12 protein-coding genes are annotated in these 12605 nt (G+C 67.8%); 7 read left to right on the top strand and 5 right to left on the bottom strand.

The annotated features are described in order from the left end of the window. Nucleotides 1-1182 carry a formate-dependent phosphoribosylglycinamide formyltransferase gene (gene purT / locus FG99_RS17520; RefSeq protein WP_043271419.1) on the top strand — a complete coding sequence of 394 codons (1182 nt, stop codon included), beginning with the start codon at nucleotides 1-3 and terminating at the stop codon, nucleotides 1180-1182. Further along, a complete protein-coding gene (locus FG99_RS17515) occupies nucleotides 1179-1910 on the top strand; it encodes an SGNH/GDSL hydrolase family protein (protein ID WP_043271417.1) in 732 nt (243 codons plus the stop codon). Before purT ends, FG99_RS17515 begins: the two co-directional genes overlap by 4 nt. A 242-nt stretch (nucleotides 1911-2152) precedes the next feature. Here FG99_RS17515 and FG99_RS17510 read toward each other — a convergent pair whose 3' ends face one another. The 3 genes from FG99_RS17510 to FG99_RS17500 form a co-directional block, all read right to left on the bottom strand. Continuing rightward, on the bottom strand, nucleotides 2153-3454 hold the full coding sequence (locus tag FG99_RS17510) for an MFS transporter (protein WP_009616338.1): 1302 nt from the start codon (nucleotides 3452-3454) through the stop codon (nucleotides 2153-2155). 280 nt (nucleotides 3455-3734) lie between these two features. Continuing rightward, nucleotides 3735-5033: an HlyC/CorC family transporter gene (locus FG99_RS17505; RefSeq protein ID WP_043271416.1), complete on the bottom strand. Its 1299-nt coding sequence runs from the start codon at nucleotides 5031-5033 to the stop codon at nucleotides 3735-3737. 46 nt (nucleotides 5034-5079) lie between these two features. Next, nucleotides 5080-5880, bottom strand: coding sequence for a cytochrome C assembly family protein (locus FG99_RS17500; RefSeq protein ID WP_009616342.1), 801 nt, complete (start codon nucleotides 5878-5880; stop codon nucleotides 5080-5082). A 192-nt stretch (nucleotides 5881-6072) separates the two neighbouring features. On the opposite strand from FG99_RS17500, the gene ffh reads away from it, so the two are divergent. From ffh to rplS, 5 genes are all read left to right on the top strand, one after another. Then, nucleotides 6073-7446, top strand: coding sequence for a signal recognition particle protein (ffh, locus tag FG99_RS17495; RefSeq protein WP_009616344.1), 1374 nt, complete (start codon nucleotides 6073-6075; stop codon nucleotides 7444-7446). A gap of 142 nt (nucleotides 7447-7588) precedes the next feature. Beyond that, nucleotides 7589-7837 carry a 30S ribosomal protein S16 gene (gene rpsP, locus FG99_RS17490; RefSeq protein ID WP_009616346.1) on the top strand — a complete coding sequence of 83 codons (249 nt, stop codon included), beginning with the start codon at nucleotides 7589-7591 and terminating at the stop codon, nucleotides 7835-7837. Nucleotides 7838-7842: 5 nt separating this feature from the next. Then, complete coding sequence (rimM, locus tag FG99_RS17485) at nucleotides 7843-8376, top strand: ribosome maturation factor RimM (RefSeq protein ID WP_009616348.1); 534 nt, start codon at nucleotides 7843-7845, stop codon at nucleotides 8374-8376. A 24-nt stretch (nucleotides 8377-8400) separates the two neighbouring features. Further along, complete coding sequence (gene trmD, locus FG99_RS17480; protein ID WP_009616361.1) at nucleotides 8401-9144, top strand: tRNA (guanosine(37)-N1)-methyltransferase TrmD; 744 nt, start codon at nucleotides 8401-8403, stop codon at nucleotides 9142-9144. A gap of 44 nt (nucleotides 9145-9188) precedes the next feature. Next, nucleotides 9189-9539 (top strand): 50S ribosomal protein L19, encoded by a 351-nt coding sequence (rplS, locus tag FG99_RS17475; protein ID WP_009616363.1) that lies wholly within the window; start codon nucleotides 9189-9191, stop codon nucleotides 9537-9539. 384 nt (nucleotides 9540-9923) lie between these two features. On the opposite strand, the gene FG99_RS17470 is transcribed toward rplS, so the two are convergent. Then, nucleotides 9924-10601 carry a cyclic di-GMP-binding domain-containing protein, MshE-related gene (locus tag FG99_RS17470; protein WP_009616368.1) on the bottom strand — a complete coding sequence of 226 codons (678 nt, stop codon included), beginning with the start codon at nucleotides 10599-10601 and terminating at the stop codon, nucleotides 9924-9926. Nucleotides 10602-10717: 116 nt separating this feature from the next. Beyond that, nucleotides 10718-12550, bottom strand: coding sequence for a cation:proton antiporter (locus FG99_RS17465; protein ID WP_043271413.1), 1833 nt, complete (start codon nucleotides 12548-12550; stop codon nucleotides 10718-10720). Between the last annotated feature and the right edge of the window lie 55 nt (nucleotides 12551-12605).

The following is a 12605-nucleotide window of genomic DNA, read 5'->3' as shown; positions in this document are numbered from 1 at the left end:
ATGCCCCGTATTGGAACCCCCCTGTCGCCCACGGCGACCCGCGTACTGCTCTGTGGCTCCGGCGAGCTGGGCAAGGAAGTGGTGATCGAACTGCAACGCCTGGGCTGCGAAGTGATCGCCTGCGACCGCTACGCTAACGCCCCGGCCATGCAGGTGGCGCACCGCAGCCACGTGCTGAGCATGCTCGATGGCGCCGCCCTGCGGGCGGTGATCGAGCAGGAGAAGCCGCACTACATAGTCCCGGAAATCGAGGCCATCGCCACCTCGACCCTGGTGGAGCTGGAGGCCGAGGGCTACACCGTGGTGCCCACCGCCCGCGCCGCGCAGCTGACCATGAACCGCGAGGGCATCCGCCGCCTGGCCGCCGAGGAGCTGGGCCTGCCCACCTCGCCGTACCACTTCGCCGACTCCTACGAGGACTACCTCGCTGGTGTCGCCTCGGTGGGCTACCCCTGCGTGGTCAAGCCGATCATGAGCTCCTCGGGCAAGGGCCAGAGCGTGCTCAAGTCCGACGCCGAGCTCAAGGCCGCCTGGGACTACGCCCAGGAAGGCGGCCGCGCCGGCAAGGGCCGGGTGATCGTCGAAGGCTTCATCGACTTCGACTACGAGATCACCCTGCTCACCGTGCGTCACGTCGGCGGCACCACCTTCTGCGCGCCCATCGGCCACCGCCAGGTCAAGGGCGACTACCACGAATCCTGGCAGCCCCAGGCCATGAGCCCGAAGGCCCTGGCCGAGTCCGAGCGCGTGGCCAAGGCGGTCACCGAGGCATTGGGCGGGCGCGGCCTGTTCGGCGTGGAGCTGTTCGTCAAGGGCGACCAGGTGTGGTTCAGCGAAGTCTCGCCGCGCCCCCATGACACCGGCCTGGTGACGTTGATCTCCCAGGACCTCTCCGAATTCGCCCTGCACGCGCGGGCCATCCTCGGCCTGCCGATCCCGGCGATCCGCCAGTTCGGGCCCTCGGCCTCTGCGGTGATCCTGGTGGACGGCGAGTCGCAGCAGGTCAGCTTCGGCAACCTGGGCGCCGCGCTGACCGAGCCGGACAGCGCCCTGCGCCTGTTCGGCAAGCCGGAAGTCTCCGGCCAGCGGCGCATGGGCGTGGCCCTGGCGCGCGCCGAATCCATCGAGGAAGCGCGGGCCAAGGCCACCCGTTCGGCCGAGGCGGTGGTCATCGAGCTGTGAACCGCCTGGCGGGGCTGGCCTGGTGGGCGGCGGCGCTGCCGTTGCTGCCGCTGGCCCTGCCGATGGCCGTGCGCACCCGGCGCACGGCGCTGCGCCTGGCCCCGGCCGCGGGGGCCTGTGAGCGTCTGGCCGGCGCGGAATTTCCCGGCGAGCCCCTGCGCCTGCTGTTGCTGGGCGAGTCGACCGTCGCCGGCGTCGGTGCCTCCTGCCTGGACTTCGCCCTGGCCGGGCGCCTGGCCACGGCCCTGGCGGCGCGCCTGCAACGGCCGGTGGCCTGGCGGGCGCTGGGGGAGAACGGCATTACCGCGTCCGAGGCCTGCGAGCGCCTGCTGCCGCTGGCCGGGGGGCGCTATGACCTGGTGACCCTGGTCTTCGGCGTCAACGACACCACCCATTTCAGTTCCGGCGAGCGCTGGCGGGCGGCCATCGCCCGGCTGATCGGGCATTTCCAGGCCGATGGCGCGCGAGTGGTGTGCACGGCGGTGCCGCCGCTGCGGCATTTCCGCGCCTTGCCCTGGCTGCTGCGGCAGTTGCTGGGCTGGCGCGCTGCGTTGCTGGATGGCCAGTTGCGGGAATTGGCTACGGCGCTAGGCGCTGGATACTGCGCGGTGGGGCTGGAGATGCAGCCGCAGTATCTCGCCATCGACGGCTATCACCCGTCGGCGCTGGGCTACCAGGTGTGGGGCGAGCATCTGGCCCAGTGGCTGGTGGCCGTGGAACGCGGCTGAGGCCGGATCGCGGACGGAGTCCGCTCCTGCGGTTCCAGGAAGCACGGCTTTTCGTAGGAGGGCGTTGAGCGAAGCGATACCCATCGCCGCAACCGCATGGGTTTCGCAAGCTCAACCCATCCTACGAAGAACACCTCGGCGCAAGACAGTTGCCCCTGCGCCCCGCCACACCATGCCCCGTAGGAGCGGGCCGTGCCCGCGATTCGCGCGCAGGGCGCGCTCCTACAGGAGATCGGCGCCGCTCAGAGCTCCCGCTCCCGCGTCTCGTGCAGGCACAGCACCGCGATCAGGCTCAGCGCCGCCGCCACCGACACGTAGCCGCCGACCCAGCTCAGGCCGCCCATGCCCACCAGCTTCTGGGCGATGTAGGGCGCCACCGAGGCGCCGAGGATGCCGCCCAGGTTGTAGGCCGCCGAGGCGCCGGTGTAGCGCACGCGGGTGGGGAAGAGTTCCGGCAGCAGGGCGCCCATGGGGGCGAAGGTCACGCCCATGAGGAACAGCTCCAGGGCCAGGAAGGCCGCCACTTCCACCGACGAGCCCTGGCTCAGCAGCGGCTGCATGGTGAAGCCGGAGAGGATGGCGGCGATGCAGCCGACGATCAGCACCGGGCGGCGCCCGTAGCGGTCGCTCAGCCAGGCGGAGATGGGCGTGGCCGCGGCCATGAACAGCACCGCGAAGCACAGCAGGCCGAGGAACTGTTCGCGGCTGTAGCCCAGGCTGGTCACCCCGTAGCTCAGCGAAAACACGGTGGAGATATAGAAGAGCGCATAGCACACCACCATGGCCAGCGCGCCCAGCAGCACCGGGCGCCAGTGCTGGGCGAACAGCTCGGCGATCGGCAGGCTGGAGCGCTCCTGGCGTTCCATGGCCTTGGCGAACACCGGGGTTTCCGACAGCTTCAGGCGCACGTAAAGGCCGACGATCACCAGCAGCGCGCTGAGGATGAAGGGAATGCGCCAGCCCCAGGCGCGGAACTGTTCCTCGCTGAGGGTCATGGCCAGGCCGAGGAACAGGCCGTTGGCGGCGAGGAAGCCGATCGACGGGCCCATCTGCGGGAACATGCCGAACCAGGCGCGGCGGTGCCTGGGGGCGTTCTCCGTGGCCAGCAGCGCGGCGCCGCCCCATTCCCCGCCCAGCCCCAGGCCCTGGCCGAAGCGCAGCAGGCAGAGCAGCGCCGGGGCCCAGGCGCCGATGCTGTCGTAGCCCGGCAGCAGGCCGATCAGGGTGGTGGACAGGCCCATCAGCAGCAGCGAGGCGACCAGCGTCGACTTGCGCCCGATGCGGTCGCCAAAGTGGCCGAACAGCGCCGAGCCCAGCGGCCGGGCGAGGAAGGCGATGCCGAAGGTGATGAAGGCGCTGAGCATCTGCGCGGTGCCCGAGGTCTGCGGGAAGAACACCGGGCCTATCACCAGGGCGGCGGCGGTGGCGTAGACGTAGAAGTCGTAGAACTCGATGGCGGTGCCGATGAAGCTGGCGACCGCGACCCGCGCGGTGGAGTTGGCGGGTTGCTGTTCGGCGGCAGCGGCAAGGCTGGCGGTGGTCATGGGATGTCCCTGTCAGTCATGGCCGGCACGGCTCTGCGGGCGTGTCCGGCGGCGATGGAGGCTACGCCCGTGCGCGAGGCGGGAAGCGCCACCCGGGTAGGGCAGGGGCGGGAACCTCGCGGCGGGTCGGGGCGAGGCCGGTTGCTTCGCCGGGCGCAGGCGCGGGGCCGGGCTCGGGCTGGCGGGCGGTCGACTGGCGCCGGGCGTTGCGCGGGTAGCGCGGGCCCTGGCGCGGGATGCTGGGTAAGCAGGGGGCGATTATAGGGCGCGGGCCGGCCGCTCAGGCAAGCCCGTCGGCGCTGCCCGGCGCTGGCGCGGCGGCGCGCCCGGTGAGCCAGACGCGCACGCTCTTCACGCGGTTCTCGCCGGACTGCAGGATTTCCAGGCGGTAGGGGCCGATGCGCAGGCACACCGGGCAGTCGGGGATCTGCTCCAGGGCCTCGGTGACCAGGCCGTTGAGGGTCTTCGGCCCCTCGCTGGGCAACTGCCAGCCCAGGGCGCGGTTGAGCTCGCGGATGTTCGCCGAGCCGTCGATCACGTAGGTGCCGTCGGCCTGGGGGTGGATGTCCGGGTTGCGCAGGGCGTCGGCGTTGCTGAATTCGCCGACGATCTCCTCGAGGATGTCTTCCAGGGTGATGATGCCGATCACCTCGCCATACTCGTCGACGACGATGCCGATGCGCCGCTTCTGCTTCTGGAAGTTGATCAGCTGGGTCGACAGCGGCGTGCTCTCGGGAATGAAGTAGGGCTCCAGGCAGGCCGCGCGCAGGCTGTCCTTGGTCAGTTGGTTGTGCGTCAGCAGGCGGGCGATCTGACGCATGTGGACGATGCCCTCGACCTGGTTGATGTCGTTGCGGAACACCGGCAGGCGCGTGTGGGTGGTGTTGCGCAGCTGGCCGATGATGCTTTCCACGTCATCGTCCAGGTCGATGCCCTGCACCTCGTTGCGCGGCACCATGAGGTCGTTCACGGTGATCTTTTCCAGGTCGAGGATGCTCAGCAGCATGTCCTGGCGGTTGGCGCTGAGCTTCTCGCTGGATTCGCTGACCACGCTGCGCAGCTCGTCGTTGTTCAGCGGCCGGCTGCGGCGCTGCGCCGGGTCCAGGCCGCACAGCCGGAGGATGCCGTTGCTCACCCCGTTCATCAGCCACAGCAGCGGGCTGAACAGGCGCTGCAGCCACAGCAGCGGCAGGCTGGCGGGGAAGGCCACGCGTTCCGGGCGCAGGGTGGCGTAGGTCTTGGGGGTGATCTCGCCGAAGATCAGCAGCACCAGGGTCAGCGCCAGGGCCGTGGGCGCCACCGCGAAGTCGCCCCACAGGCGCAGGGCCAGCAGGGTGGCCAGGGACGAGGCGATGACGTTGACCAGGTTGTTGCCGATGAGGATGGTGCCCAGCAGGCGGTCGGTGCGCAGCAGCAGCCAACTGGTGCGCCGCGCCGCGCGGTTGCCCTGCTTGGCCTGGTGGCGCAGGCGGTAGCGGTCCAGGCTGAGCACGCCGGTCTCGACGCTGGAGAAGAACGCCGAGCACAGCAGCAGGAAGACCAGCAGGCCGATCAGGTAGCCGGGATGGATGTCGCCCATGCGTCGGGTTCCCTCAGCGTTCCGTGGCGCCCAGGCGCCGCCGGGCTCAGATGTGCAGGATGAATTCCTTGACCAGCTTGCTGCCGAAGTAGGCCAGCATCAACAGGCAGAAGCCGGCCAGGGTCCAGCGGATCGCCTTGTGCCCGCGCCAGCCGAGCTGGTGGCGGCCCCACAGCAGCACGGCGAAGACCACCCAGGCGAAGCAGGAGAGGATGGTCTTGTGCGCCAGGTGCTGGGTGAACAGGTTGTCGAGGAACAGCCAGCCGGACACCAGCGACAGCGAGAGCAGCACCCAGCCGCCCCAGAGGAAGCCGAACAGCAGGCTTTCCATGGTCTGCAGCGGCGGGAAGTTGCGGATCAGCCCGGCCGGGTGCTTGTGCTTCAGGCGATGGTCCTGCACCAGCAGCAGCAGGGCCTGGAACACCGCGATGGTGAGCAGGCCGTAGGCCAGCACCGAGAGCAGGATGTGCGCGAGGATGCCCGGCTGCTCGTTGATCGGCTCCAGGGTGCCGTGGGGCACCAGCACCGACAGCGCGGCGGTCAGCATGCCCAGCGGGAAGAGGAACAGCAGCAGGTTCTCCACCGGGATGCGCAGGCAGGCCAGCAGGGTCAGGGCGATCACCGCCGCGGCGATCAGGTTGGCGGCGTTGAAGAAGTCCAGCACCAGCCCGGCGTCGGTCAGCAGTTGCGGCGTCAGGCCCAGGCACTGGGCGACCAGCGCGGCCAGGCCGAGCACCAGCAGCAGGGGTTTGTTCGGCGCGGCGCGGCGCGCCAGGCAGACACCGTGGTAGGCCGTGGCGCCCAGGTAGAGGAGGGCGGCGAGCAGGCTGGGCAGCAGAGGGTGCATAGCGTCTTGGGCGAATCCTTCGAAAGGTGCCGAGTTTGGCACAGAACGCCCATGCCTAGAAAGCAGCCGGGAACGCTTCGCTTTCTCGCTGCGGCGGGATCATCGGCGGTGTCTGTGGCCTTCGCAGTTGGTTATAATCCCGCGCTTGCTGCCACGCCCACCCCGGCCGCTCCCGGCCCGATAGGAACGCGCATGTTCGAAAACCTTACAGACCGCCTCTCGCAAACGCTGCGCCAGGTCACCGGCAAAGCCAAGCTGACCGAGGACAACATCAAGGATACGCTCCGCGAAGTGCGGATGGCCCTGCTCGAGGCCGATGTGGCCCTGCCGGTGGTCAAGGACTTCGTCAACCGCATCAAGGAGCGCGCGGTCGGCACCGAGGTGTCCAAGAGCCTGACCCCGGGCCAGGCCTTCGTGAAGATCGTGCAGGCCGAGCTGGTCGAGCTGATGGGCGCGGCCAACGAGGACCTGGCGCTCAACGCCGCGCCGCCGGCGGTCATCCTCATGGCCGGCCTGCAGGGCGCGGGCAAGACCACCACCGCCGGCAAGCTGGCGCGCTTCCTCAAGGAGCGCAAGAAGAAGTCGGTGCTGGTGGTTTCGGCGGACGTCTACCGCCCGGCGGCGATCAAGCAGCTGGAAACCCTGGCCAACGACATCGGCGTGACCTTCTTCCCCTCGGACACCAGCCAGAAGCCGGTGGCCATCGCCGAGGCGGCGATCCGCGAGGCGAAGCTGAAGTTCATCGACGTGGTGATCGTGGATACCGCCGGTCGCCTGCACGTCGACAGCCAGATGATGGACGAGATCAAGCAGGTCCACGCGGCGATCCAGCCGGTGGAAACCCTGTTCGTGGTCGACGCCATGACCGGCCAGGACGCCGCCAACACCGCCAAGGCCTTCAACGACGCCCTGCCGCTGACCGGCGTGGTGCTGACCAAGGTCGACGGCGACGCCCGCGGCGGCGCCGCGCTGTCGGTGCGCGCCATCACCGGCAAGCCGATCAAGTTCCTCGGCATGGGCGAGAAGAGCGAAGCGCTCGACCCCTTCCACCCGGACCGCGTGGCCTCGCGCATCCTCGGCATGGGCGACGTGCTCAGCCTGATCGAGCAGGCCGAGCAGAACATGGACCGCGAGAAGGCCGAGAAGCTCGCGAAGAAGATCAAGAAGGGCAAGGGCTTCGACCTCGAAGACTTCCGCGACCAACTGCAGCAGATGAAGAACATGGGCGGCCTGGGCAGCCTGATGGACAAGCTGCCGATGCTCGGCGGCGTCAACCTGGCGCAGATGGGCAACGCCCAGGGCGCGGCGGAGAAGCAGTTCAAGCAGATGGAGGCGATCATCAACTCCATGACCCCCGCCGAGCGCCGCGACCCGGAAGTGATCAGCGGCTCGCGCAAGCGCCGCATCGCCATGGGTTCGGGCACCCAGGTGCAGGACGTCGGCCGCCTCATCAAGCAGCACAAGCAGATGCAGAAGATGATGAAGAAGGTCACCGCCAAGGGCGGCATGGCCAAGATGATGCGCGGCATGGGGAGCATGTTCCCCGGCGGCATGCCGAAGATGTGACCCGCAGGCCCGCCTGGCTGGCGGGCCGACGTGCTGCGGCTTGCGGCGCGGGGCTTTAGCTCATAGAATATGCGGCCTTTCGGGCTCCTTGCCCGAGGGCTGCATTTCTTTTTTGCAAGCAAACCATAGGAACAACGTACGCATGGTAACCATTCGTCTGGCTCGTGGCGGCTCCAAGAAGCGCCCGTTCTATCACCTGACCGTGACCAACAGCCGCAACGCTCGTGACGGCCGTTTCGTCGAGCGCGTCGGCTTCTTCAACCCCGTCGCCACTGGCGCCGAAGTCAAGCTCTCGGTCAACCAGGAGCGCGTCAACTACTGGCTGAGCCAAGGCGCTCAACCGTCCGAGCGCGTCGCTCAACTGCTCAAGGACGCCGCCAAGGCTGCCTGAAGTCGATGAACACGATGCCTGCCGCCGAGGAAATGATCGTACTCGGCAAGATAGTTTCCGTGCATGGCATTCGTGGCGAGGTGAAGGTGTATTCCTTTACCGACCCGTTGGACAACCTGCTGGACTACCGGCGCTGGACGCTCAAGCGTGGCACCGAGGTTCGACAGGCTGAACTGGTCAGTGGCCGCGTGCAGGGCAATGTCCTGGTGGCGAAGCTGAAGGGACTGGACGATCGCGAAGTCGCCCGCACCTATGCGGATTTCGAGATCCTGGTACCGCGCAGCGAGCTCCCGGAGCTGGACGACGGCGAGTTCTACTGGAGCCAGTTGGAAGGTCTCAAGGTGATCGACACGAACGGGCAACTGTTCGGGATACTCGACCACATGCTGGAGACCGGCGCCAACGACGTGATGGTGGTCAAGCCCTGTGCGGGCAGCCTGGATGACCGCGAGCGCCTGTTGCCCTATACGGAGCAATGCGTGCAATCGGTGGACCTGGCGGCTGGCGAGATCAGGGTGGACTGGGACGCGGATTTCTGACCCGCAGGGTAGGAGTTTCAACCCATGTGGATCGGAGTCATCAGCATCTTTCCGGAGATGTTCCGCGCCATCAGTGACTACGGCATCACCAGCCGTGCGGTGAAACAGGAGCTGATCCGGCTCGAGTGTTTCAACCCACGCAACAACACTGATGACCGTCACCAGACGGTGGACGACCGGCCCTTCGGCGGTGGTCCGGGCATGGTGATGAAGATCAAGCCGCTGGAAGGCGCACTGGGCGATGCCCGGCAAGCCGCAGGCGGACCGGCGAAGGTGATCTACCTGTCGCCGCAGGGCCGCAAACTGACGCAGGCGGCCGTGAAGGAACTGGCGAACGAGGAGCGGTTGATCCTCATAGCCGGGCGTTACGAAGGCATCGACGAGCGCTTCATCGAAGAGCACGTGGATGAGGAATGGTCGATTGGCGATTATGTCCTGTCCGGGGGTGAGCTTCCGGCCATGGTGCTGATCGACGCGGTCACACGGTTGTTGCCCGGTGCATTGGGCCACGTGGACTCCGCCGAGGAGGACTCGTTCACCGACGGCCTGCTCGACTGTCCGCACTACACCCGACCCGAGGTGTACGCAGACAAACGTGTTCCCGAGGTGCTGCTAAGCGGCAACCACGAACACATCCGGCGCTGGCGTTTGCAGCAGTCCCTTGGAAGGACCTGGGAACGACGTGCCGATCTTCTGGATTGCCGCTCGCTTTCTGGAGAAGAGAAGAAGCTGCTGGAGGAATACATCCGCCAGCGGGACGATAGTTAACGTATCGATGGCGAGCGCCAAGCGCTTGTCTTAGGAGCACTGAGATGACCAACAAGATCATTCAGCAGATCGAAGCTGAACAGATGAACAAAGAGATTCCGGCGTTCGCCCCCGGCGACACCGTAATCGTCCAGGTGAAAGTGAAGGAAGGCGACCGTCAGCGTCTGCAGGCCTTCGAAGGCGTCGTGATCGGCAAGCGCAACCGCGGCCTGAACAGCGCGTTCACCGTTCGCAAGATCTCCAACGGCGTAGGCGTAGAGCGTACCTTCCAGACCTACAGCCCGCTGGTCGACAGCGTCAGCGTCAAGCGTCGCGGCGACGTGCGCAAGGCCAAGCTGTACTACCTCCGCGAACTGTCCGGCAAGGCAGCGCGCATCAAGGAAAAACTGGTCTGAGTCCACGACTCCCAGTCGATCCGGAAAAAAGCAGCCCTCGGGCTGCTTTTTTCATGCCTGGGATTTGCCGGGGACGCCTGTAAGCGGGCCCTGCCCGCGATTTCGCGCGCAGGGCGCGCTCCTACAACTGTGCCTCCGGAACCGTAGGGCGCATAACCGTTCGCGGTTATCCGCCGTTGGCCCGAAATGCCGCTGCCGAGAACGACGGCGTAGGTGCTCTTCGTAGGATCGAGGGGGACGCCTGGTTCTTGCTCGCGAACAAACGCGGTGCCATGCGGTTCGCGAGCAAGCTCGCTCCTACGAAAAGCCATGTTCGCCTGCAACGTAGGAGCGGACTCCGTCCGCGATCAGACCAGCAGGATGACTCCCTGCTTCCCGGCTTCCTCAGGGCCGCATGCTGACGTGCAGCGAGGCCTGGGACAGGTCGATGTCCTGCAGGCTCAGGCTGCCCATGCTCTGGCTCTGCGGGGCGCCGGCGACGCGGATGTTGTCGAAGCGCATTTCGCCGATGGAACTGGGCAGGCGCAGGCTGATCGAGCCGTCGGGGTTGAGGCTGGAGGCCATGTGCTCGGTGTCGTAGACCACGTCCTTCATCGAGGTCTCGGCCTGCAGGCTGTCCACCACCGGCAGCACCAGGCGCGCCAATTGCTTCATGGTGCCCACGCCGTCGCCGGCCTCGGCACTGACGAACAGGCTCTGCAGGGTTTCGTCGAAACCCTGGGCGTTGATGCCGCTCATCTCGCTGTCGCTCAGCGGCTTCAGCCCGCGCTGCTGGTGGCTCTGGCTGATCGCCGGGGCCTGTTGGCGCTGGATGTCCGCGCTGGCCAGCTGGAAGGGCCCGAGCAGGGCCGCCACCAGGGTGGCGGCCAGGCGCAGGTTGTTCTGCTTCTTCAGCGCCCGCTTGACCTGGCGTTCGCTGACCCAGCCCTGGGCGATCAGGGTTTCCCCCAGGCGCAGGCCGTTGCGCAATTGCAGCTGGATCGCCTGGTCCAGTTGGGCGGCGCTGATCAGGCCCTTGCTGACGAGAATCTGGCCGAGGCGGGAATTCTGGGTGTTGGGCATGGTTGTGGACCGTGGAGCTGAAAGAATGATGGCGTGGTGCAATCATTGCCTCCGGCACCCCGCCCTGTCACCCATCTTAGGATAGGCTGACGGACGATTCGCCAGCCGATCCCGGCTCATTCCGACTGCCGGTCGTCCTCCTTGCCGGCCGCGTGGGCGCCTTCCTCGATCAGCGCTATCACCAGCCAGCCTTCCGCGGGGTTCAGCGGCCGGGTGCTGCTGGCCACGTGCATCCAGCCCGACGGATCGCGGGCGAACAGCAGGGTGGCGGCGTTGCCGTACAGCGCCTGGTACTGCTCCCAGCCGAAGCTCTCGCTGAGCAGGGTGCTGCGCACCTCGGCGCCGCGGGACAGCAGGCCGGCGAACTGCGGGTAGCTCAGCTCGCGCGGGCTCAGGTTGTGCCCGCGGTGCTGGTCGCTGGCGCGGTGCTTGTCGGTGCGCCGGCTCTCCTGGCCGCTGGTCAGGCTGAAGAGGCGCGCGCCGAACTCGTGGCGGAAGCGCATGCAGGCCAGGGTGTTCAGCTCGCCGGAGGGCGACAGGGCCAGCAGGTGGCCGAGGCCGACCAGGTCCAGGTGCGCCTCGGCATGCTGCGAGGTGGGGTTGCCGAAGTAGGTGGGCAGGTTGTCCATGCGCGCGGCGCGGATGTTCTCCCAACTGGAGTCGGTGAGCAGCACGCGGCTGCCGGCGTTCTTCAGCGCCGCGCCGATGGCCCGCGCCACCGGGTTGGCGCCGACGATGAGGAAGCCGCTGGGCGCCGGCTCCGCCACTTTCAGCAGGCGCGCCAGGGGCCGCGCGGTGGCGCTTTGCAGGACCACGGTGCCGATGATCACCAGGAAGGTCAGCGGCACCAGCAACTGGGCCTGTTGGTGGCCAGCCTCCTGCAGGCGGATGGCGAAGATCGCCGAGACCGCCGCCGCGACTATCCCGCGTGGGGCGATCCAGGCCAGCAGCGCCCGCTCGCGCCAGTTCAGCGACGAGCCGGCGCTGCTCACCAGCACGTTCAGCGGGCGGGCGACGAACTGGATCAGCGCCAGCACCAGCAGCGCCGCCGGGCCCAGGCCGAGCAGGGCGGACAGGTCCAGGCGCGCGGCGAGGACGATGAACAGGCCGGAGATCAGCAGCACGCTGAGGTTCTCCTTGAAGTGCAGGATCTGCCGCACGTCCACGCCCTTCATGTTGGCCAGGCACATGCCCATCAGCGTCACCGCCAGCAGGCCGGACTCGTGCACCGTGAGGTTGGCACCGATGAAGATGCCCAGCACCGCCGACAGCGCGGCCAGGTTGTGCAGGTAGTCCGGCAGCCACTGGCGGCGCAGCACCTGGCCCAGGGCCAGGCCACCGAGGATGCCGAAGGCGCTGCCGCAGGCGATCACCCCGGCGAAGGCGCCAAGGCTGTGGCGCCAGCCGCTGCCGGTGTCGCTGGCGGCGATGAAGCTGTAGACCACCACCGCCAGCAGCGCGCCTATGGGGTCGATGACGATGCCCTCCCAGCGCAGGATGTTGGCGATGGCCGCCTTCGGCCGCACCACCCGCAGCATCGGCACTATCACCGTGGGGCCGGTGACCAGGGTGAGGGTGCCGAACAGCAGCGCCATCTCCCAGCTGAAGTCCAGCAGCCAGTGCACCGCCAGGGCGATCACGCCCCAGGTCAGCAGCGCGCCCCAGGTGACCATGCGCTGCACCACCTTGCCGATCTCGCGCCACTCGCTGAAGTGCAGGGTGAGGCTGCCTTCGAAGAGGATCAGCGCCACCGACAGCGAGACCAGGGGGAACAGCAGCGGGCCGAACAGCGCCTGCGGGTCGAGCAGGCCGAGCAGGGGCCCGGCGAGGATGCCGGACAGCAGCAGGAAGAGGATCGCCGGCAGGCGCAGGCGCCAGGCCAGCCACTGGCAGAGCAGGGCGCCGGCGCCGATGCCGCCGAGGGAAAGCAGAACTCGGGTTTCATCCATGCGGAGGATTCCTTGACGAGGGGATGGCTGGCCGCGGACGGCCTGCCTGTGGAAG

Origin of the sequence: Pseudomonas sp. AAC (assembly GCF_000725445.1) — a bacterium.
Taxonomy (GTDB): domain Bacteria; phylum Pseudomonadota; class Gammaproteobacteria; order Pseudomonadales; family Pseudomonadaceae; genus Pseudomonas; species Pseudomonas citronellolis.
The sequence above is the reverse complement of the archived record's forward strand: the minus strand, read 5'-3'. Positions and strand labels throughout refer to the sequence as shown.